Annotated in this window: 28 protein-coding genes; all 28 read right to left on the minus strand. The window is 38.0% G+C overall.

What is annotated here, in order from left to right; genetic code table 11:
- Nucleotides 1-15: 15 nt before the first annotated feature.
- The 28 genes from IGI88_RS01690 to IGI88_RS01825 all read right to left on the minus strand — a co-directional run bounded on the left by IGI88_RS01690 (nt 16) and on the right by IGI88_RS01825 (nt 22,313).
- Nucleotides 16-3,999, minus strand: a complete 3,984-nt coding sequence (locus tag IGI88_RS01690) for a phage tail spike protein (protein WP_429960130.1) — start codon at nt 3,997-3,999, stop codon at nt 16-18.
- Nucleotides 3,999-6,038 (minus strand): distal tail protein Dit, encoded by a 2,040-nt coding sequence (locus tag IGI88_RS01695; RefSeq protein WP_429960131.1) that lies wholly within the window; start codon nt 6,036-6,038, stop codon nt 3,999-4,001. The genes IGI88_RS01690 and IGI88_RS01695 overlap by 1 nt, the downstream gene beginning before the upstream one ends.
- Entirely contained in the window at nt 6,035-8,437 is a 2,403-nt protein-coding gene (locus IGI88_RS01700; protein ID WP_429960132.1) for a phage tail protein, read from the minus strand. Before IGI88_RS01700 ends, IGI88_RS01695 begins: the two co-directional genes overlap by 4 nt.
- The gene (locus IGI88_RS01705; RefSeq protein WP_156237023.1) at nt 8,438-8,818 is read right to left on the minus strand and encodes a DUF5361 domain-containing protein; all 381 of its coding nucleotides are present in this window, start codon (nt 8,816-8,818) and stop codon (nt 8,438-8,440) included.
- Between the two features lie 11 nt (nt 8,819-8,829).
- A complete protein-coding gene (locus tag IGI88_RS01710) occupies nt 8,830-9,093 on the minus strand; it encodes a hypothetical protein (protein WP_429960133.1) in 264 nt (87 codons plus the stop codon).
- Nucleotides 9,090-9,668 (minus strand): phage tail protein, encoded by a 579-nt coding sequence (locus IGI88_RS01715; RefSeq protein ID WP_156237025.1) that lies wholly within the window; start codon nt 9,666-9,668, stop codon nt 9,090-9,092. Before IGI88_RS01715 ends, IGI88_RS01710 begins: the two co-directional genes overlap by 4 nt.
- 11 nt (nt 9,669-9,679) lie before the next feature.
- Nucleotides 9,680-10,015: a hypothetical protein gene (locus IGI88_RS01720; RefSeq protein WP_311824826.1), complete on the minus strand. Its 336-nt coding sequence runs from the start codon at nt 10,013-10,015 to the stop codon at nt 9,680-9,682.
- Nucleotides 10,016-10,252 (minus strand): hypothetical protein, encoded by a 237-nt coding sequence (locus IGI88_RS01725; RefSeq protein ID WP_156237027.1) that lies wholly within the window; start codon nt 10,250-10,252, stop codon nt 10,016-10,018.
- Nucleotides 10,245-10,583, minus strand: a complete 339-nt coding sequence (locus IGI88_RS01730) for a hypothetical protein (RefSeq protein ID WP_429960134.1) — start codon at nt 10,581-10,583, stop codon at nt 10,245-10,247. The genes IGI88_RS01725 and IGI88_RS01730 overlap by 8 nt, the downstream gene beginning before the upstream one ends.
- On the minus strand, nt 10,525-10,968 hold the full coding sequence (locus IGI88_RS01735) for a phage Gp19/Gp15/Gp42 family protein (RefSeq protein ID WP_311824828.1): 444 nt from the start codon (nt 10,966-10,968) through the stop codon (nt 10,525-10,527). Before IGI88_RS01735 ends, IGI88_RS01730 begins: the two co-directional genes overlap by 59 nt.
- A gap of 4 nt (nt 10,969-10,972) precedes the next feature.
- A complete protein-coding gene (locus tag IGI88_RS01740; protein ID WP_429960135.1) occupies nt 10,973-11,299 on the minus strand; it encodes a hypothetical protein in 327 nt (108 codons plus the stop codon).
- Nucleotides 11,299-12,201: a phage major capsid protein gene (locus tag IGI88_RS01745; RefSeq protein ID WP_429969516.1), complete on the minus strand. Its 903-nt coding sequence runs from the start codon at nt 12,199-12,201 to the stop codon at nt 11,299-11,301. Before IGI88_RS01745 ends, IGI88_RS01740 begins: the two co-directional genes overlap by 1 nt.
- A gap of 4 nt (nt 12,202-12,205) precedes the next feature.
- Nucleotides 12,206-12,667, minus strand: a complete 462-nt coding sequence (locus IGI88_RS01750) for a capsid assembly scaffolding protein Gp46 family protein (RefSeq protein WP_429960137.1) — start codon at nt 12,665-12,667, stop codon at nt 12,206-12,208.
- A gap of 80 nt (nt 12,668-12,747) precedes the next feature.
- Nucleotides 12,748-14,157 (minus strand): DEAD/DEAH box helicase family protein, encoded by a 1,410-nt coding sequence (locus IGI88_RS01755; protein ID WP_429960138.1) that lies wholly within the window; start codon nt 14,155-14,157, stop codon nt 12,748-12,750.
- A gap of 59 nt (nt 14,158-14,216) precedes the next feature.
- Nucleotides 14,217-14,978: a hypothetical protein gene (locus IGI88_RS01760; RefSeq protein WP_429960139.1), complete on the minus strand. Its 762-nt coding sequence runs from the start codon at nt 14,976-14,978 to the stop codon at nt 14,217-14,219.
- Nucleotides 14,971-16,212 carry a hypothetical protein gene (locus IGI88_RS01765; RefSeq protein ID WP_429960140.1) on the minus strand — a complete coding sequence of 414 codons (1,242 nt, stop codon included), beginning with the start codon at nt 16,210-16,212 and terminating at the stop codon, nt 14,971-14,973. The genes IGI88_RS01760 and IGI88_RS01765 overlap by 8 nt, the downstream gene beginning before the upstream one ends.
- Before the next feature lie 149 nt (nt 16,213-16,361).
- Nucleotides 16,362-16,694 carry an HNH endonuclease gene (locus IGI88_RS01770; protein WP_311824835.1) on the minus strand — a complete coding sequence of 111 codons (333 nt, stop codon included), beginning with the start codon at nt 16,692-16,694 and terminating at the stop codon, nt 16,362-16,364.
- Between the two features lie 32 nt (nt 16,695-16,726).
- Nucleotides 16,727-17,074, minus strand: coding sequence for a hypothetical protein (locus IGI88_RS01775; RefSeq protein WP_311824836.1), 348 nt, complete (start codon nt 17,072-17,074; stop codon nt 16,727-16,729).
- Between the two features lie 210 nt (nt 17,075-17,284).
- Nucleotides 17,285-17,773 carry a hypothetical protein gene (locus IGI88_RS01780; protein WP_275855218.1) on the minus strand — a complete coding sequence of 163 codons (489 nt, stop codon included), beginning with the start codon at nt 17,771-17,773 and terminating at the stop codon, nt 17,285-17,287.
- Nucleotides 17,774-17,938: 165 nt separating this feature from the next.
- Complete coding sequence (locus IGI88_RS01785; RefSeq protein ID WP_325843744.1) at nt 17,939-18,139, minus strand: hypothetical protein; 201 nt, start codon at nt 18,137-18,139, stop codon at nt 17,939-17,941.
- Nucleotides 18,129-18,506, minus strand: a complete 378-nt coding sequence (locus IGI88_RS01790; protein ID WP_016620218.1) for a YopX family protein — start codon at nt 18,504-18,506, stop codon at nt 18,129-18,131. Before IGI88_RS01790 ends, IGI88_RS01785 begins: the two co-directional genes overlap by 11 nt.
- A 798-nt stretch (nt 18,507-19,304) precedes the next feature.
- Nucleotides 19,305-19,574 (minus strand): hypothetical protein, encoded by a 270-nt coding sequence (locus IGI88_RS01795; RefSeq protein ID WP_429960141.1) that lies wholly within the window; start codon nt 19,572-19,574, stop codon nt 19,305-19,307.
- Between the two features lie 44 nt (nt 19,575-19,618).
- The gene (locus IGI88_RS01800; RefSeq protein WP_429960142.1) at nt 19,619-19,921 is read right to left on the minus strand and encodes a MazG-like family protein; all 303 of its coding nucleotides are present in this window, start codon (nt 19,919-19,921) and stop codon (nt 19,619-19,621) included.
- Nucleotides 19,922-19,944: 23 nt separating this feature from the next.
- On the minus strand, nt 19,945-20,325 hold the full coding sequence (locus IGI88_RS01805; RefSeq protein ID WP_429960143.1) for a hypothetical protein: 381 nt from the start codon (nt 20,323-20,325) through the stop codon (nt 19,945-19,947).
- On the minus strand, nt 20,285-20,587 hold the full coding sequence (locus tag IGI88_RS01810) for a hypothetical protein (RefSeq protein ID WP_413126304.1): 303 nt from the start codon (nt 20,585-20,587) through the stop codon (nt 20,285-20,287). The genes IGI88_RS01805 and IGI88_RS01810 overlap by 41 nt, the downstream gene beginning before the upstream one ends.
- A gap of 4 nt (nt 20,588-20,591) precedes the next feature.
- Nucleotides 20,592-21,092, minus strand: a complete 501-nt coding sequence (locus tag IGI88_RS01815; RefSeq protein WP_376715946.1) for a Holliday junction resolvase RecU — start codon at nt 21,090-21,092, stop codon at nt 20,592-20,594.
- Nucleotides 21,067-21,474: a hypothetical protein gene (locus IGI88_RS01820; protein WP_429960144.1), complete on the minus strand. Its 408-nt coding sequence runs from the start codon at nt 21,472-21,474 to the stop codon at nt 21,067-21,069. Before IGI88_RS01820 ends, IGI88_RS01815 begins: the two co-directional genes overlap by 26 nt.
- Nucleotides 21,475-21,488: 14 nt before the next feature.
- On the minus strand, nt 21,489-22,313 hold the full coding sequence (locus IGI88_RS01825; protein ID WP_429960145.1) for a rolling circle replication-associated protein: 825 nt from the start codon (nt 22,311-22,313) through the stop codon (nt 21,489-21,491).
- Nucleotides 22,314-22,329 lie beyond the last annotated feature (16 nt).

The raw sequence follows: 22,329 nt of genomic DNA on the forward strand, positions 1-22,329 counted from the left end.
TTTTTCCTCCTAATATTATACGTCCGCTGCTGCATAACAACATGCAATGTTTAACCATGCTCCTTGCCCAACAGGTTTATCTTTAAATTCTCCCTCTTGCCAACCACGATGACGAGCTAACGTAATTTGTCCATTTGGTTGAACTGTCATCAAATAAATATTTGTACCGGACGCTTGACAAATAAAGTTTACCGAGACAGCTGGTCTAAACCCAACTGGTAGAACTCCCATTACTTGGTTTTCCACACCAGCTGCTAAAGTATTTTTATTTTTAAATGCTCCAGCTAGCTGAACAACTCGACCATTCCTTTGCGCTGAAGGATAGTTAGAAGCTGATGCCGAAGGATTATATTGTTCCCAACCGCTTGCTGCTGGAATTCCTGTCTTTCCTATACTATATAAATCTTGAAAAGTTAGATTCCCACCTAGACCACGGCTATCAGTCATAGTAAATGCATATGGGGTAATTGATAACGTTCTATCTGCATTCGTACTTTGAGATCCTTGAAAAACAACAAACTGAATGTCTTCATGACTAAATTGCGAGAAACCATTATTTTGAACAGATCCATTACTTTTCAGATATGTTTGAAAATCGTTTCTAAAATACCCACCCGCCATTGATAACTTACCTTTTCGCCAAGTCGTTCCACCAGATACAATTTGATAATCATATTCAGAATATAGACCGTCTCCCTGAATTTCTACTCCATTTATTATTCCGGCAGTGATTTCACCTAAGTTAGCGCTTAGTGCATCAAGAGATTCAACTGCTAAAGTTGCACTAGCATATTTCTTTTTTTGCCAACCACTCTTGTATGTGTATACCGCAATAATTTTATCACTCGTGGTTGATTCAGTTTGAAACCATGTTGCTCCTTCTGTGGTATCGGCTGGTTGAGTAGGTTGCATATAGGCAACCCCCATAATACCCCGATCACCTTTTGCTCCCGTTGGTCCTTGGGGTCCAGTTGCACCCGTTTCGCCTTTATCGCCCTTGATTAATGACCAAGAATAATCAGCTGGATTTGTACTTTCAGTTGCAGTTGTTTTATTGTACGCTAAACCTATATAAGTCTTTCCTGTTGGGCTATCCGACATTCCTGCACCAGAAGAAGATGTAGCATATTTAATCCAAGTATAGAGCGTTTGACCATTATCTCCTTTCGGCCCTTGAGCACCATCTGATCCTTTGATCAATGACCAAGTGTAATCAGCATAGTTTGTTGATTCGGTAGCTGTCGTTTTGTTATAAGCCAGTCCGATATAGGTCTTTCCTGTTGGACTATCCGACATTCCACTATTAGGAGTGTCTGCATACTTTAACCAAGTATAATATGTTTGACCATCAGATCCTTTAGGTCCTTGGATACCTTGAGCCCCTTTTTCACCCATTTTTGCTGCAGAATAACCTGATTCATTTGTTCCATCTGTATATGTCCAAGTGGTTTTGGTCCATAAAAAAGATCCAGCTGGTACAGTAGGTATTGAAGTAGTCCACCCGGTAGTTGGTTTTACAGTTCCAGAAGTTGAAGATACATATTCAATTTTCGTGCTTGAAATTCCTACGCCATCTTTCCCCGCAATTCCGTCAGTTCCATTGTTACCATCTTTTGCATTGTATGAAACAGTATAGCCAGTTTCTGTTGAAGAATCTGTGTAAGTCCAAGTAGTTTTAGTCCACAAATACTGACCCTTAATTAATGTCGGAACTTGTATAGTCCATCCAGAAGTTGGGGCTGACGTTCCACTTGTAGATTGAGCATAAGTAATATTTGTATCAGAAACTCCAACACCATCTTTCCCTGCGATACCATCTTTTCCATTTTCTCCATTCATACCTAAAATTCTTTGCCAAATATAGTCGGATGGATTTGTTGATTGAACATCATCAAAGGCTGTGTAAGTACCGACATATGATGGATAGGCATCAATAAAACTTTCAGAAGGTTTTGGTGTCCAAATCGTTGCTGTTTTTTCACTTCTTTCAATTTTGGCATGCCATGTTATAAATTCCTGAATATCAGATGGATTAAGCCTATATATAACGAATTGTTTGGAGGCGTTACCTGTTGCACTTCCAGCAGGATTGAAAACTACCCGAGTACTTTCACCGGGCAAAACATCTATAGCTTGACTCAAGTTATTGTTGATTCTTATTCTAGTTGTTCCTGTATTTTTCACATAAATACTGTGAACGTATTTAACACCAGCACTCACAAGTGTTCCGGTTGATAATGTGCCGGCCACACTATTTCCTGTGCCACCTGAAATTGTGTGCTTAACTGCATCAGATGCTCCCCACTCTGGAACAAGCGTATTTTCAACTATTGTCACATTAGAGTTTTGGTAAGATTTTATTTTGGGACTTCGAGATTCTGCTAACTCATTTTCATTAGGATAATCAAATGTAAGTCTGTCTGTTCCATCTTTACTCCAAGCATAAACTTGATATATATGAGCATCTTGTCCATCTTCACCTTTAACAAGTTGCCATTTGTAATCTGCCGGATCATTTGATTCGATTGAGGTCAATTTGTTGGTTGCCAGTCCAATATAATATTTTCCGGTTGGATCATCAGTCATATTGGTTCCTTGGTAATCATCCGCATATTTTAACCATGTGTAAGTCGGTTGACCATTTTCTCCGGGCGGACCAGGTACACCTTCCCCCACAAATTTTACCCAAAGTCCCCGATAATCTGAGGGATCATCACTTGCTGTTGGGACACCTAGCACTTGCTTAATCGCAATATAGGTTTTTCCGGCTGGCAAAGCACTGATTCCATTCCCTTCCTCATCATCGGCATAACGGATCCAAACATAGGTAGTTGCTTGCTTTAATTGATCAGCTAACTCTTTGAGCGATTGACTGATACCACCTTCTTGTATAAGATAGTCCCCTAAAGTAGCTTTATATTCCTTTGTTGAGTAGATACGTGTTAACTCTAATACTCTGGCACTCAACAAAAGTTCTTCTTCCTCATCAACTAAATAAATCGTATCGCCTATCTTTACGTTGTCAGGTAAATTTGCAATATCAGTTTCATAATTGATCGCTGGTTGACTCGCTTTTTCAAGTTCCCGGATAACATTGTCGCAAAGTGTTTTTTGATCAGTCGTTTCGTAGGTTTTCACACGTTGGATATGTCCGGCATTTGGATTTGGATTATTGTTTGATAGTAATCGACTCCAAATCTTCACTGACTCCATGTCCTGCATGACACCAGTTGTCTTGTTTAGAACAAAACGCCCATTTTGATCTTTGTAGTTATACCCTTTTAGATTAATTGGTTCATTCTTGCCATCTGGCGTACCACCAGTTGCCACGATAGCTGTACATAAATCATAGATATTGGCTTTAGTCACAATATTATTGATGTCTTTATCCATGTACAAGGTAACTCGATTATCCGCTCCACGCTTCTTTCGAACATCTACAAATCGTTTCACAACTTGTGTCCCAATGATTTCAAACGAAAAACTCAGTTCTGCATTATCAAATTGAGTGGCCAAAGAAAGCAAACGAGCTAGAATTGTCTGGCTTTCACTCTCCCATTTCAACGTGCGACTGAGATTACTGATTTCATTGATACCTATTTCAAAGCCAGTATCTCCGGCAAAAAGTTTGAAATACTCTGCAAAGGTCATCGCTTTGGTTGCACTATATGCGTCCACCAATCCATTGATCAGATCCATCCCTGCATCTTCGGCTCGAATGAAATGTTCGCCCTCTTTCGGATCGTGTTCAATTTCCATGATCGTCATAAAATTTGATTGGCCATTTTCATCTTTATACAAAATATAGTTTCCATAGTTCCCCATAGATTTGACTTGATCTCGTTCTTTAGCCGAAAAAATAAGCGTCCCTTCGAATGTTCGAGAGGCAGCGCTTATACTAAGAATATCTTGATCATTATAAATAGCTATTGGAGCTTCAGTACTTGTAGAAGCGATCCCTAGGAGATTGAATTTTCGATCAGTGAAGTAAAAATCCATTAGATATATGCCCCCCTTAGTTCTACTTCAAAATCACACATGTTTGCCCATGATGACACAGCTGGCATGACAGTTGTGGTTCCTGGTTCAATTGCGAACCGTTCCCAAGTGTTTCCTAGTGCATGCAGCTTGCGGTTCTCAACACCATTAAGCATTATTTTACGTTCCTTCACATCAATTTCTAGCAAGTCCCCATCATCAAAAAGATTCGGAATATTCGTGATTGTTGTTTCGTTGTTCCAGTAAAACTTGATATCCGTACATCCCATAAATGCTGGTTCTTGTCCGCCCCATGCTTGATACCACACATTCAACGCAGTTATATCAGTTGTGGCTAATTCCGGAATTGTAATTGGAAAAATATAGTCCTGTGAAGATATAATCCCTTCCCCACTAAACGATTTCCATTTAGAAAATTTAAATGTAATATCCGTACCATTAACCTTTTGAATGGATGCCTCCCAAAAGGACCACGTCCACACCTTTTTGTCCAAAGTTTTCGAATGAATCATCGTTTGATTGTGCCAAAACTCAACAATCAGCTCTGATTTGACACCTGAACTATCTCGAACAACTACACCTAGTTTTGCTTCATCTCCGCTTTGCAAAGTTAGTGATATCCGTCCTCTTTGTTTAGCCGTTGCTTCAAAGTTTAAACGAGCACGTAGCAAGAAATCACCATTTGCTATGTTTGCACTGTTTTTAGCCAATGGTGTAAATAACGTTGGTCCAGCCCAAACTTCTTTTTTGTTTGGTCCAAAAATTGGGCGGGCTCCGTTTGGATCAGTATCCCAATCGATATCACCCTCAATGATGTTCGGGGTTGCTGGATCATATAGAAAATACGGATAGATTGGTACGCCTTTGTTGACCTCAAATTTATCAGAGTTATGCTCCATATTGGCGCTCAAAACTTTATCAGTTCTAGTTCCTTTTACGATGTCAACATCCTCACTGGTCCCAAATTGCAATATTCCATCATTCTGATTGACAACTCCCACAAGACCATTTTCACCGTTCATCGTTGCACGAATAATGGGCCAAGATTTATATGTTCCGTGATTCGTCACAGCAACATAATCTGCCAATTGAGCGGTTGGTTCGGCATAATCTGCGAGCTTTTCCCCTAAGTTAAACTGCATTTTTGAATAAGAAACTGCACTTCCTAAAGCTAGACATGTGATCAGATTTAATGCTTTGGTATTTGGATTTGAAATAGAAAATTGAATATCTAGATTTTGGAAATTGCCCAAATTCAAGGCGGCGGGTTTCGCTTCATGAGAAGCAATAACCTTACCGCCTGCATAATCTAATTCTTGAATCACCGCAACCGCACTTTTTGATCCGTTTGTATCTCCTTGCAATGCCTTATCTATTCTTAGTGTTACACGTCCCCAAACCTTATCTCCTTGTTTCAGCTCAGGTAAATTCCGTGCTGTACTGTTGCTATTTTGCATGATGTAAAAGCCGTTGTATTTTACTTCACCTTTATCAGCAATAGTGTTTGTATCACTTAGATCAGCACCCAAGATATTATGAGCACCGTTCGTTTCATTTAATCGAGCGGTCCATTGCTTGTAATACTTATCTTTCTTTCGAAATTCCGGATCTAAAACTTGATTCTCTGCACTATCAATCGTGATATTAGAAAATATCCGAGGATTAACATCATAAGAAACGCCATCTGGTACAATCCAATTAATCGTACCCTTACCAGCTCTAACGATATCATCAATTCCAACATCGCCAGTTGGGATTGCATACCATAGTTTATCCGGTTCGTCACTAAAAATTAATGGTTGAGGTTCTTTTTGAGCAATGATTTCTGCAAGTATATGTCTTTTTTTGTTTACATTACCTACCAATGCAAATCCCATTGGAATTGTTCGTCTTCCTATGGTTCTATCAACATACTTTTCACCATCAGATCGACCAACTTTTTTGGTATTATATTCTATCTCTGGTAACAAACCTCGATCAAGAGAAGTCACTATCAAATTTTCTGTAATATCATAGCCTGCATACATTACTTTGATCACACAATCCCCTCCTGATTTCTCTTTTGCCTACGTTGCATCTTCTGAATCTCTTCCCAAGTGAATTTAGCTGTAGCTTTCCCCATTTTTCTGCCTTCTATTTCAACTGTCACAGGTATTTCAAACACGCTTCCATCTGTAGAAGAACTTCCTGCTAATTCAGGTGTATATGCTGTACTGGCTAATTGACTTGCCGCTATTGAATTACTTACTCTGCTTGCTTCAAGAACCATCTGACCTGATGGACTAAACTCATTACTGATTTTTTCGGCCATACCTGAAACGTTTTTTTGCACGTTCTTAAAGTTTTCTTTTAAGCTATTATTAAAACCACTCATAATTGCTTTCCCAGCAGGTATCAATAATTTTTTATCGTAACTGATTGGACCTTTATTCTTTTTGATCCAATCCGCAATACCTCCTACAAAGTTTTTAACTGCTCCCCATGCTGACTGTAATCCCCCAAGAAACCCATTCATGATAGCCCTACCTGCTCCACTCAAACTGATATTTTTAAGGCTATTAAATATATTTTTTACATTATTTACTATCCCACTAATGCTTGAAGCTACACCAGATATGGCGCTCCTCATACCATTCCAAGCTCCTGATACTCCAGATTTCATCGCATTACCAGCACTACTCATCCCACTGAAAAATGAACGAATCCTGCTGACCACACTTCCAATGACATTTCCCACAGATGAAACTACTGCTTTAATCCCATTCCATGCAGCACTAAGCATACTTTTCAAAACATTCCCTGATGACCCTGCACTCGTGAAGAACGATCTTATTGAAGTAATTACAGAACCTATGCTTTTTCCAACAGTCGAGATTATCGCTTTTATATTATTCCAAGAACTAGTCAAGATTGACTTGAGAGAGGTTCCTGCACCCCCAAGATTTGCAAAGTAGCCAATAACTGTCCCAACCCATTCTGCAACTTGGGTCAACGCCGGCACACATGCCTTAAAAGCATCTACCAAAAACGAGATTACTGGTGTCAAAAATCCTATAGCAGTAGTTATAGTATCGAATGTGGCAGATACTCCAATCAGAATTCCTTTAAATACACCTCCGAGAAATGCCCCAACCACTTGTAAAACTGGCATTAGTGCATCCGCAAGAACTGCTATCAACGGTTGAGCTGCATTCCACATTTTCACAAAAGAATTTACTACCATATCGATTGCAGGACTGACAATGCTCATCATTGTACTGAAAGCATTTGTAATTGCTGGGATAATTGCAGAAATTAAAGCCTGTAATCCAGTAAAATCAAGTTTAGTAAATGCAGTAGCAATTGTACTGATAATCGGAGTTATTGCTGACACAACAGTTTGAAACAACTGGGGTAGCTGACCAAAAGCTGTTCTAAATGCTTGGATTATAGGGTCTATTGTTTTTTGGATGTTGGGCAATAAGGATGACATGCCGCTCCCGATTCCGATTCCTAATTGGCTCAACAATTCTTTACCACCTGCCAAGAATTTCGGACCTGCTTCTTGAAACAATGTAGAAAACACTACTGGCAATCCCTTTAGAATGTTTCCAACCATCGGAATAAAATTATCAAATAAAAATGTTGATGTAGTCTGTGCTAAAGCTTTCAGCGAGGGTTCAATATCTCTTCCTAGTGATAAATTACCAAGCACATTTGAAAAGGCGGATTTCATAGATGTGAACGATCCACTAAATGTTTCAGCAGCTTCTTTAGCTGTTGTTCCAGTAATACCTAGTTCTTCTTGAACTGCATGAATCGCACTATAGACATCACTCAAATTGTTGATGTCGTATTTAACACCTGTCAACTTAGTAGCATCGGCAAGAAGTCGTTCCATTTCCGTTTTTGTTCCGCCATATCCGAGTTTCAAGTTATCCAACATAGTATAGTTTTGTTTGGCAAAACCTTGGTAGGCGTTCTGAATATCGCCCATATTAGTCCCCATCTTATTGGCATTATCAGACATATCAACCATTGCCATATTTGCTTTGTCAGCTGCCTTTTCAGTATCACCACCCATGGATTGCAATAAACTCGCACTGAAACTTGTGACATTTTCCATATAATCATTTGCTGATAATCCAGCAGTTTTATATGCCTCATCAGCATACTTCTTAACTTTATCTGCACTACCTTTAAAAAGTGTTTCTATACCACCTAATGATTGTTGTAAATTTGCACCTTCTGAAAGTGAAGATGATATTATTTTTCCTAATGCCACACCAGCTGCAGCAACTACCGCAGCTGCTGCTACTTTAATTCCTGTGCCAATCTTCAATCCAGCACTTTCTCCTGCAGCAGCTGCTTCTGGATCAAGTTGTTTTTGAATTGACCCACTAATCCCTTTGGCAGAAGGCATAATTTGCACGTACGCACTTCCCAACTCAATAGCCATTTACTCACCTCCATGGATCGTGTTTCCTAAAAGTTGCTGTCTCATTTTTTCAAAATCCTCACCAGAATCAAATATGATTTCTTCTTTCTCACGTGGATTATTTTCGGATAATTTATGCAATATTGACTCAGGTCGATTTACATTTTTTTGTCCATCTTTAGTTTTCGTCCATAGCAAAAGTCTTAAATTATCACTAATCCCTGCCAAAAGGATGGTGTCTAAAGGGATTTTTTGTCCGCTTAGCTTCATTTTTATTCTGGACGTTTCTCTCAATCCGCAAGAAAAAACAGCCACCATAGAAGCAGGCAGCTGTTTATAATCATAAATTTGATAAGTTTCAGCCAAATCACAAACTAGTGCATCTTCATCTACACTAATCATTCCAGCGAGGATTAAGAGTTTTTTGTTTGTGCTTGGTTTTGAAAAATATTCCCCAATTCTTCTACCATCTTTTCAGCTGGAACAATACCATCTTCATCACGTACATGCTCTTTTAATGCACTAGCTTGCTCTTGTCCAAGCAAAAGCTTTAAGGTCTTGGGAATAAGTGTTGGATTTTCGTCAACTTCAGTAATTACTTCTAAAAGTTCGTAGTTATCCAATCGCTTTTTTTCAATGGAGTATACAAATCCAGAATCTGTTATGCCCTCAATCATTCTGTTTCGCCTCCTGATGTAGTAGGACTTTGGATATACTCGAAGTGAGTATTACCTTCTTCATCTGACGGAACAGCCGTAATAGTCGTTTCATACCCTACTGCATCCGCATCTGTATAATTAATTTCTCCAATTTCAGATACTTTCGCATTAGGAATAACGATTCTTTTCAGGTTGCCGCCTTTTAGAATCATATCAACAACAATCGCATGTTCTTCTAATTCTTTCGAATTAGCTTTGATCGTAATTCCAGTGGCCAAAGTACCGGATACGTTTGTTGATCCATAGACTTCTTTAAGCACCTCAACGTTTGTTGCTTCAATCAACGTATACGTAAAAGTGTCTTCTTTTTCGGTTTGTACCGAAGCAACAGTATCCCCTCCCCAAGCTTTAATATTTTCATTTGATGGAGTATTTGAGTTAGTCATACCGTCTTCTGAAATGTAACCCAAAGGTTTGAAAGCAGCATTCAATTCTTCTTTAGCATTCGTGGGTACTGTTGTTCCCAATGGTGCCGAATAAATAGCTCCACCTACCTTAGGTTTAGCTGTTGATACATTTTTTGCATCTGACATTTTATTACCTCCTAATAATGAGTGATATCAAAAACAGCTTGATATCTGTATTCTTTTGTAGTTGTATCCGTATAGTTATAATCACTGTTCAACTTGATTCTGCTAATTTCATCAAGTGTGATCAATTCCTTTAAAACTGCCTTCAATTCAGCATTCAACACAGCTGATTTATATAATGTTGGTGCATAGCTTTGAAATGCATACGTTGAAGAAGAAATTTGATTATTTTCTCCACTACCAGTCTTTTCAAAAAGAACGTAGCTTTCTGGCATCTCTCCTTGCTTTTCTAAGAAAGACGGCACAGACAAATGGCTATCCAGAAAATTCTTGATCACAATCTCGATCATTTATCTCACCGCCTTCAGCAACGTATTATTTTTCATGTTGTCCTTTTTCGCTTGATATGTATCAGCATAAACCATTGCATTCGCTCTGGTCTTTCCAACAAACGTATCTTGTTTATATCCTTCCCCTGCACGATTACGCACAGAAGTTGCCTTTTTTTCAAGAACAGATTGCATTGCAGCTGATTTCATCAAACTAGCAACACCACTACGATTCAATTTAAATTTTAAATTAGCCATAGCGCTCCACCATCACTTTCTTATTCCAATCAAGTGGGATTAAATCTTCGATACCCTCGATAGGAAAGCCAAAGGTACGCCAGCGTTTGCCAAAGAATTTTACTTCCTTGTCTTCCCAATCATTAGTATCTCCTTTAGGGATTGCCAACGTATATACAGCTTTCTTGCCCGTTAAAGTAAGTTGATTGACAATATCATCATTTGAAGTAGGGCTGACCAAGACATTTTCAACATCAATATCTGTTTCTTCGTAGATTGGATTCCCGAATGGATCAGTTCCCGTCTTGGTCAAACCCACCAATTGAATTGTTATGCCTTTCAAAAGTGCCATAAGGTTCGATCACTCCCATCCGCTGCCGTCTTAAGCCAAGGCGGCTTAATTCGCTATTCTTAATAAATAAACCGCCTCCGGGGACAAGGTAAGATCCAGAAACGGAATAACCCAATGCCCCTTCTGCATACTGGGTCATAGGCTCCTGATCAGTTGATGTCATTAATGTTCTAGCTACAACATCAACAGTTACCGATTTAACAACATTCAAAAAGTAATCTGGTTTCATACTAATCATATTGTCCAAATCTTTACCTACCTTATCAGCTTCCATTCGTAAAGAATCAGAAACGACATCAAGTAATTCAGTAGCACGTGTAGTTTCTTCTGGCTTAAGGGCACGCCATAGGTTTGACAAATCATCAATAGTTGCAAAGGCTGCCATGAACTCACTTCCCTTGCATCATCAAATCGTACAATTCTTGCTTTTTAGAGCTAGGGTTATACTTGATGCTAAATGCATCTAATTCCTGCATGATTTGCTTTTTAGTAATGCCTTCTAATCCAGCCACTAGTTCATCTTTTTCATCGGCTTGTTGTTCTGGAGCAGCAGATGATGTTTCAGCATCATCTGCAGTATTTTCAATTTCTTCTTCATTCAATGTTTTTGGTTCTTCATCAAATTTGGGATCATCTTTCAGTAAGATCCAATCACCGCCAGAAACAACGCAAGGGCTACTAAAAGTAACCCCTGTTTTTGTGTTTTTATATTTCATTATTCTCCGCCTCCTGATGGTTTAATCACACGAGCAAAACTACTAGGATCCATAATTCCCCAACCCAAATATGTTTCAGATCGTAAATATACTTGATTGTACCCTTTCAAATCATTTCCCGAATTATCCGGATCACCATACTCAATAACTTCTAAAGGAATCTCTTTTGCAAATCCCCATTGGAAATAATTCGCAAAATCTCCAATAATTGCCACATCATTTGAGCTGGCTGAAACAGTATTATTGATATCCGCTTTCAATCCATTAATTGATCCTGGATTAGCACCCCAAGCAAGTTCAGGGAATAAGCGGATGTTGGTATCTCCACCTGTTCTCATATTTGCTAAAGCTGCTGAAAATTGAGGGTCTGCAGCAAGCCCTGTAACAATTCCTTCTGAACCTTGAATTAAAGAAACAGCTGCTTCAATATTGGTATCTGGATCAGAAGCATTAAATTCCACCGTTTGAGTTACCTTGCTGTCAAAATGATTTGTACCAATAACTGTTGAAGCTGCTCCTGTTCTTGGGTTGATACCATGGAAAGCCATCAGGTCAACACCACGAGCTAGTTTTTTAGCATAACCTTCATTGAATCCCTTAATATCTTCAATCTTCTTTTCATCAGAAGAATACATGAACTCATCTGAAACACGAGCGCCATATTCGACTTTAATAGGTACCATCTTGATTGGCGCTAAAGAAATACCACCATGTGATTTCTTGCCATTTTCTGCTACAATGTCAATTTCTGAATCCATTGAGAAAACAAATTGCGTTGTACCATCAAACGGGATCGCTTCTTGTTGAGACAAAATAGCCAATGAGCTTTTCCCTTTTACTTTGTTGATTAAATCAGTAACTAGTTCTGGATCAAATAAATTTCCTCTTGATAATGTTGGCATAATATTATTCTCCTTCTTGTGTTAATCCTTGGATTAATTTTTTATATGCACCATCTTTACCTTCTCCTAAATTATTTTCAGTATTTTTCAAAGGTGGCGGTGTTTGTTTCTTACTTACTAAACCAGATAATCGTTCTGCATCAGCCTTGATACTTTCTTCATCTGAACCGATTAAACGATCCGCTAAATCAATAGGTAATCCATTTTGTAATGCAATTCTTGTACGCAAATTCACTGTTTCTTTCTCAGCGATTTGTTTATTAAGATCAGCTATTGTTTGCTCATGAGTCTTAGCGGCATTGTTTGTTTCTTCAATTGTGGATTTCAAAGCATCTACTTCTGTCTCCAATGCAGCATTACGTGTTTTGATCTCATCGTAATCAGCGATCTTTCCTTTTTCACGACTCAATCTCTCCTGAATAAGTCGGTCCAGTTCCTCTTGTGTTTCAATTGCTTTGAATGTCATAATACAAGCTTCCTTTCTCCTGCTTGCCCGGCAGTTCGGTAATTTTTCGTATTAAAAAACGACTACCGATAAATAGTCGTCTAATACCTTTTTTGTTGTTTTTTCTTGGGCTTCTTAATATTACAAGCCCAATGCGCTAATAGCGCACTATCCATTAAACAGATATCTCTATCTTCAAATTGCGATTTATAACCAAATCCACCATTGCTACCGATATTGCGCTTCTCACTGTTCGTTACTACTGAACTTAGAGAAGGTTGATCTTTGTGGCAAATTGTTTGTTGGAATATTCCTTGTTCCCATAATGAATTGGCAGTAATGATTTCTGATACTTTTGGAAGGATCGGCGCTTTGAGTTTGAACTCTTCCATTTCTTTAGTTAGGATATTTTGACCGCCGGCACCGTCAATAACCACTGTATTTACGTTAGCTTTTTTCAAGAAATTAATGATCCATTGATTGCCATTCCTTACAGATACGCAATCAATTGTTTCAACGAATATTTTTCCCGATAAAGTTTTAACCGCAATACTCATTGCAACATTCTGGCCATCATTCCCATACTTGATACCAACATACAGCGGACCTTTCAATACAGGCAGAGCTACTACTTTCAACCTTGACCAATCACTAGCAGAAATAGCCGATTTTTGATTGTACTTAGGCCAGTACCCCAAACGCTGTACGTTGTGATCGAGTTTGTCATCGCCAAGTTCTGCTTCAATCTTTCTTTCAGTCAAATGATAACCTAATGAAGGATTGGAATGGTACCAAGCCTCGACATCATGGATATTTTTCATATCCTCAACTGACCATTCTGCCCAACCGGAATACTTCGATTTACCAAATAGCGTAGTATCACGATAACCTGTAAAAACAGTACCACTCGAAACCGGCGTTGGTGGCGTACCACACATAATCGTCATAGGATTTTTACTGTCTGTAACGGTATACTTCAAAGCTGATTCTTGCTCAGTGGTGTATTCTTGAGCTTCATCTATTACAAGTAAATCAAATCCTTCTCCAAGCCCACCACTAGATGTTCTTGTTCTGAATTGGATCACACCGCCAGTTGAGTATAACTCCAATCGTTCTTGACCTTTAGCTTTTATTGAATTGAAGTCCTCTCCCTCGATATATCCCGAGTCTTCAAGCAGTTTTTTTACTTGTTCATACGAAGCGTGAGACGTACTGATCCTGTGAGCCGTATGCAAGATGCTTAACCCTTCTTCTAAAGCATCCAATTCAACAATGTAAATAACTTCGGTTTTACCATTTCTTCGTGGAATTGAGAAACCAAATTTTTGATGAATCCATAAATTATCTTCATCAATGGCCAAGATAGGTTCAAGCATACTAATTTGCCAATCATAACAATTTCGACCAGTTCTTTGATATCTTTCAATCGCTCTTTGAGATACAGATCTATCATATGGAATAATTACCGATTGAGTAGGATGTTGATTACCAAATTTCACTTTAGTAGTCATAAACTATCCCCTTTCAATCTCGATCATGCATGATTACCCTGTCGCTGGGAGATATTCGATCACTCATCCTTTCTCAAGTTAATATTCTTTCTAGCTTGAATTTTTTGTTGCTTTTGCGGATCAGCCCAAACTTTTGACCATACATTTTGTTTTCGACCATCGCCCGGTTTATATTCAACTATACATTTACATCTTTCGTGCCTTCGATAAATATCATCTGGTAAATCATAATAATCAAATGATCCGGCTAAGCTTTTGCACCAATCACAAGCATGGCCAACCAAGGTTCTGTTGATTCTTGGTCTTAGACCAGATTTCGCATGAAAATCTACATTTGCTTTAATAACATCGTCAACAACGCTTTGACTAAAATTTACGATGGGTTCTCCTAATACCCACTTAACAGTATCGAAATCTTCTGCTGCTGATATCTTGTTTACAAGGCCATTCACCCTGTCTTGATTGAAATCAGGTTTCTGACCTTTAATTTTAATTGCAGCTTCTTTGTTTAATTGCTCTTGAACATCAATAGCAAAATTCGAAATCAAATCGTAATTATTTTTCAGCGTTTCATTAAGTAACCGATCGGCAATATTAAAATACATTTTACCGTCAGGAAGAATGTCAATGCTGATATTGCTGCCTAACACATTTGCTAATATTTCTCCAATTTCAATAGCAAACTCATTTACATTTTTGTATGTGGCCTTACGATTTCTGAGCAAAGAAAAAGCAGACTTCAACTTTTGACTATTGATTGTCTGTTCACTAAATTCATTTTTTATTTTTTCAAGTAATGTGGGAACAATGTCGTTATGCATTCCTATCTCCACCTTTTATTCCAGTTAAATCTCTAATTGTTTCACTATTGATATAACCCGGAATTGCTTGATTCAATTTAATCGCACCATCTCCAATTAATGTTAATGAATTGGCATCAGCTTCAAATAATGGTTCCCATTTAGGAATTGTTTTTGCAAACTGATATCTAAAATACGGGTAGTCATCACGTAAACAAGCAGCAATAAATGCTACATTCAATATTCCAGATCCTAACGATCGTTGCGCTTTACGCCCTGCCAGTCTCAAATTTTCATGACTAGCTCTAATAGCTTCCACCGATGATGGATTATCAGAAACAAATCCTAAGTCATCCAATGTAAGTCCTGTTTCACCTGCAAATCCAGCAGCTGCAGTTTTTAATTGTTCTGTGAAAGGTGTCATACTTGAGGTTGTGAACTGCCCTACAGTGGGAGTGGTACCACCTTCTCCAACTGTGAATTCAAGCATCGCTGATATTGTTGCTTTCCACGTGTCTATCGGTTCTGAATCTTGGTCTGTGCCTAAAACATATTTTTGTGGAAAAGAATAAAATTCCGCTGTTATATCAGCACGTTCCAGCGTCCGTTTGGCATACGATTGATAATACATGCCTGAACGTGTAATACGAGAACGACCAAATGGCCGAACTGCATCTGGCCGATGAATTACCGGCACTAATAATGGATAATCAAAACTATGTTCGATAGGTTCATCCGGTATATTTTCATCAGCATAATAGTAATAAGTTATACCGGGCAGAAAATATGCTTCGATAGATGGATTTCCATCTTTATCTCTTTCGAGAACTGCATACCCTTCGGTTAGAAGTCCTGTAATTGGATCAATAATCCCAGTTGCATTGCTAGCTTCAATTATTTGTAATCTAGGTATTTCTCCTTCACCCCTTGAAATATAAACGAAAGAACAAGAAGCAATCAAAGATGACAAAACCAAGCTATCAAAAAATACATCCGGATTATTTGCTTCAAAAATTTCGTTTACCTCAAAGTCATCATGTTCAAATTCACGAAAAACTAAACGATCAGCCAAAGCATCCACCCCTTTAGCACACCACCCTAAAACTGATCGATATCTTTTTCTTATTTCAGGTGGAATTGTGATTCCGAAGCTTGGTTCATTCTTCTTCATATCATATTGTCTATACCTTAAATCAACACGAATTTTATGAGTAGCTAGCTTATTTCTTAGGTAATCAATGCCATAAAATTCCATTATTTCACTCCTTTCAAAATGTCGCGTGAGAAAAAATGTACAGTGACGGCGTGAAGCTCGGCCACACGACCGGAGGGGTACCCATCCCCCCTCTCTCTTTGCGCGTCTCAGGTTTTAAAAACATTTTCGAATGATTATATACAAATTATTTAACCGCCATAAGAAGCCCAATCAGCGCTTTGTGGAAGGTTTCTATTACCTACAATTTTAGGCGCTTCATCCTTGGTTGTGTAAAGCTTGTCAGACTTCTGTCGGTTGCATGTCCAATGAGCCAACTGCAGGTTGTCAATGCTTGATGGATGACCGCCTTTATTGATTGGTACTATGTGATCAACTACTGGACTTAAAGGGTGTGGTGCCTTCATAGTTTTATCAATAGGCTTACCGCAAATCCCACAAGTGTTCTGTGTCTTAAGTAGTATCTTCTTGTTCTTCTCAAAGGCTACCCGGTGGGGTCCTTGTCTGTCTGCTCTTAACGCCATTGTATAGGGTCCTTTCTTTAGGTGGTGGGGTACTAAAACGATTCAATGTTTAAAGCTTTAAATGCAGCTAACAACTTAGGGAATTGAATTGCAATCCAATCTACTAACTCTTCATCTCTTCCCCATTTACTGTTGTGATCCAAACCCGATTCAAATAAGATTGCATGAATAAGCTCATGTCTTATGGTTCTCTTTTCATAATGCTCCATAGCCTGCATGTTATTAGGATCACCATCATCAAGGGGAGCAATGAATATTTCTTTAGTAGTGAAGTCAGTGATCCCATCAGCTCCACTTATGAAAGGTCTATCGAGTTCTGTTGTATCTTTGTAAATTGTGTACTGTGTTCCTAGTACATTCACTTTGCTAAACTCTTTCATGTGATTTCCTCCTTTAATTTAATTAAATATAAAAAGACAGCACTAGCGAATTTTGATTTGAAGTGATTTACCTCGTTTCAAAATAATGTGCTGTCTTTCTATTTATTCAAAGAAGTTTTGCGATAAGGAGCTTTCCTCCATTCGGTTTATGATTATGTGAGTAGCCATAGACCATCTCTCGTTTCTTCTACGCTATTAATATATTCCATATTAATCAAGTTTAAAACTAGAATTAGTAGTGCAACTTTTGTGCAACTTTTCTCGATGATCTTGCAATGATATCTTCATCTTCAACTTATTTTTGTTTAAAATATACTCATCGACAAAATCAATTGCTTTTCTTAATTCAGTATGTTTCTTTTGAATATACGATGTACTGTAGTTAAGATCTTCTGCAATTTTTTCTAAAGTCATCCCTTCAACATATTTCAAATACATTATTTGATTGTCTAATCCCTTAAACGATTTTATCAATAGAACCATTTCATTTAGTTGTTCTTCTAGTAACTCAATCTCTTCTTCAATTACTTGAATATTCTCTTCTAAAGAAGCTGACCTTGAGTTTTTTTCAAGACGGACGTTTGCTAAATCACCACTGACCCACCGTTCCAATTCCAACTTACTTTTGTTAAGATTCCATTTCATGAAGAGGATCTGCTCTTCTAAATCTTGATAATTTTTAAGCCATTGAAACCTCACAAACGCCACTCCTTTTATGGTAAAATAATCTTGCGTTGGTCACTTTCCAAAAAGGAAGTGGCTTTTTTTATTTACCTTCCCTCTTGTCCATCTTTTTTCCAACAATTACTGCAACGACCATTATCATTACGAATCCTGTGAAACCTAAAACTGCAACTGTCATAATCATCCTCCACTTTCCATCGCATCTCGCACTAGCGGATCATTGATAATAATCTTGTACTTCAGCTGCTCATACTGCAGTTGCTCTTGAAGTTGTTCAATCTGCTTCTGTTGATCCACAATTGTATAGGATAGCCAACTTAACCCTGCGATCGTCAGCAGTATTGATATCATAGCTAGTACTGTATAATGATTAAATTTCATTGGCGGGCTCCAATAGTTCTGGGTTCTCGTAGATATTGCCACATACAACGCAATAATCTTTGATGTTATATAGCCAATCCTCATCCCCTGCTGTGAAAGTTCCATTCTCGAAAACTATTTTTTCATAGTAGTGATATCCATGTTCAGAATACTTAATTACTACTATATCCCCCTCGAAAATCTCCATGCCGTTCTTGTCTTTCAAGCCTGTTGATTGCATGAGATACTCTGGTTTCACTTCTATCCAACCAAAACCATCGGTAGCCTCTATCAAAATCTCGCCAACGCCGAATCGGTTACTCGTCACTCGGACTTGATCGTTCATAAATTTCATATCTGGTTCCCACGCTCTAAATTTTGGTATCATTTTATCCCTCCTGTTTGCTATCGCTGACGATTGCGGAAATTTACTACTATCTTTTATTATTTACTGTCTTGCAATACTGTAAGGGTTGCTGACTCCCCTTAATGATATAATTTGATTATTAATTAAAAAGGAGTCTTTTTATGGACAAAGTAAAAGAAGTAGTTTCAGTAATACTAATATTTGCTTTGATATATTTTTTGTTGTGTCTCGTCGCATCTCTCATAATCAGTTTTTTTAGATTAGTTTTTAAAAGAGAACCTTTCTTTGTAAACTTTAAAGAATTATTTCTTAACTTGTTTTTAGAAATTTTGAATCCTTTTAATTATCTGTTCTGATTAAAGCATTTCGTCGGATAACTGACTTGGTAAAATATGTTACAATACCTAAAAGGAGGTATTGCTTTGGGAACTTTTTTAGCTTTTATTTGGTATATTTTTATAGGATTTATGCTTTATGGAATCATCAGATTGGCAGTTAAACACGGAATTTCCGATTCCAAAAAAAATAATTTATGATTCTGTTGCTACTCTTTTAGGGTAGTTTTTTTATTTCCACAATTTTGGTGGATTACTGAATTAAGGAATAAACTCAACTTCATTCAACCGAAAGTAGTGAACTATTCCCTTGTAATCCTTAACTTGAACATGTGTAGAAACAGTAGTATAAGAGCAAAGCTGAATTTCCTTTTGAACAAACCCGATAAATTCAAACTTTTTTCCACTCTTTATATGTGTTAAATTGTGTACTCTGCTCATTTATACCCTCCCTCTCTAGTTTGTAAAATCTGTCTTTAATTGACTAAATCAGTTCTCGACTTACTGCAAGGACTTCGGATACATCTGAATTGAAAGTACTATCAATCTCTACCTTATCGATTGGATTACCATCTTCATCAGTTGCTTTAGAATAAATATCATAGGCTTCCTCAGCGCTAATTTCTCGCAATTGATACAAATCAGGAAATTCTAAAATATCCCCGTTTACTTCTTTTGCGAATATATTTTTCATATCTTCATCATTTTTAGCTTTGATCAGACAATATGGCTTTTTTTGTTCATAAAATTTCATTTTTCATCTTCCCTTCTAGTTTGCTATTTCTTCCGATTCTGGAATTATTTCAGGTCACTGGATTTAACGAAAACACCATCGACCATCTTTCCAGTCCGTCCTTTGATTTCGTCATAAGCAAAATTCAAACATTCGTACAAGTCCATATCATTTTGCATTGCCAAGATGATCAAGGTTACTACTACATCGCCAATACCATCTCTTAGTGCATCTTGATCGTTTCTTGCTAATGCAGCTGCAACTTCACCAGTTTCTTCGACAACTTTCAACATTTGTTTGCTAGAATCTGCTTTATCCAATCCTTTTTCTTTTGACCATTGTTCTACTAATTCAACTAACTCATTCATGAATTTCCCTCCAATTATTTTGATTAATCGTAATCAACCCCATCGTCAATGGTTCCACTCCAATCCTTATAGCGGTAAGTCCTTCCTTGTTTATCTTCATGACCATAACGTAATAAATCGCTCATCGTTCGATTTGCTTTTTTGCACTTCCGACATACGTCTTTCCGAGTACATGTGAAAATCACTTCGCCTTTGTAAAGAACCTCTACAATTCGCAAATGGGACTGCTCCCCTCTCCAGAGTTCAACACGCAATGCTTCTCGCTCTTCCTCGCTTATTGGATCAATCTCTCGATCATCAAGGTTAGAAAGATAAAGCAATCGTTGTAGTTTTAAAGCACGTTCTCTGTGGCGTTTCTTTTTCTCATGTTCTTTCTGCTTCATCGCCTGTTGATTCTGTTTCATATTGATCACCTCCTGCATCTGCTGGCTTATACACATATTCATAAGGCTCCCACTGCTTATTTCCGAGAAGGCGATAGTACTTCCCTGCAAGTGTAATAATAAAATGATAGGTATCTGCCTTTTCCGGAACGTAACATCTTGCATAGTATTGACGGTAATTCTTGGGATTGTTAGAAAAATACTCAACCGTCCATCCTCGTACCTCGCAAAACATGGTGAATTCGACACGTGCTACTTTGAAACTCGTTATTCTTTCAACCATAGGATCACCAATTCGTTTTATTCAGAAAATCGATGTAGCCTGGTGTAGCAACCTGATATTCTTCCAACTCTTCTTCAAGAATGTACTGACGGCCATATTTTGCTTTCATGTTCTGCCAATCACTCCATGGGATAAACCCAACGGTCTTTTTGATCATGCAGCAAACACCTGCCATCGCTCCTAATTTTTGATGGAGATCCAACAACGCCTCTTGATTTTGTGTGATCACTGATTTTTTTAATCGATCCGTTGTGGTCACCTTTGCTTCAAAAACAATGGCACGTCCATCCCATAGAGTTCCTTTGTAATCTGGTTGAGCTTTCCCGATTGGATAAACGATCATTCTGCCATCGCCGAGTATCTGCTTCACACGAAACGGTTCAGGCGTTTTTTCAATTAAAGCAATTTCTTTTGTTCTGTAGTACCAACATCCTTGATCAATCATTTTTTCAAAGATATCACCTAAATCATTGTTGACTCTATTTTGGTAATTTCTTGAAGACATCATTTCTACCTACTTTCTGCATTAGTTCAGTAATAAATCCTTCTTTGTCGTTTTGTCCAAATGTATCTAATGTTCTGCGGTAAATGCGCTCATAGTGTGCTTTATCTTCAAAGCAAACGAATTGTGAATACCGATCACTCTTAACTATTCCTGTATATGCTGACTGATCATTTAACATGTTTGATGCAGCATCGCAAATTTGCTGATTTTGAAGAAATCGGATTTGCTTTTCTTCTGATTTGATTTCCAATGTTTTAATACATGGAGAAAATTTCTCTTTGTTTTGATCATCAATGTTTAACATCAAAAAGACTTCCTGCATCATGTCGATACAATCTGATTTATCAAAGCAGGCGACCAGATACGTTTGTTTACTTTCCATTTCTACCTCTTTCTCTATCCATCATCATTTCTGAACAGTTCGATTTTGAAATACCATCCACGATCCTCATCGTAAATTTTCAATATATCTCCTAAAATTCGGTATTGAGGAAACCTCTTAAGAATTTCCTCTGCTCCATCATCATTGGACATACCTAATTTATTTAGTTTTCTAAATGACCAATAATCATCGTTCGTTGTTTCGTGTGGCTCTTTAAGGTTTCGACTCTTGGACCATCGCTTTTGACCTTTCTTCCACTGGCGATTTTCCCATTTCTCTTGACCAGTTAAATAATTGACCAAGCCTTGCATCCCATCTGAATCGTATTGAATGTTTTGCACTTGCCTTCTACCAAGAGGCTGCTGCTTCTTTCCTCGACCTTTAGACCAAACATTCTCAATTGCATCCCTTGATGGTCCATTGTTTAAAACGATATGGTGATGGATTCGAGTGATATAGCCTACTTCCTCATCGTATTGATAAGAGGTAAACCACATGTACTTGAGTTCGAACCCTTCTTTCTCATAGAGTCTTTTAAGTTTTTTCAAAGTGTTTTCTTGATCACGCTTTGCATCAGCAGGCTTTTCAGGTAGAAACTGATCGGAATAAGTGAATGTTGCATAGTAATCTTTCTCTCCAAAGTTTGCATATAGGAACAATGCGGCCTTTCGTTTACTTTGGGCTTGATTCCATCTTGCTTGAGATAAGCCAGTTACTTTTTTCCTCCTACCTCTGGGTTCTCTGCATTTTCGTTCCTGCTCGATCGTCCTACTGTAAAGTCGGATTTCTTTATAAGGTCCTGCTTCCACTCTGCGTTCTCTAACAAATGATTTCTTCATGACAAACACCCCAGAA

Source organism: Enterococcus sp. AZ179 (assembly GCF_050498885.1).
GTDB classification, from domain to species: domain Bacteria; phylum Bacillota; class Bacilli; order Lactobacillales; family Enterococcaceae; genus Enterococcus_D; species Enterococcus_D entomosocium.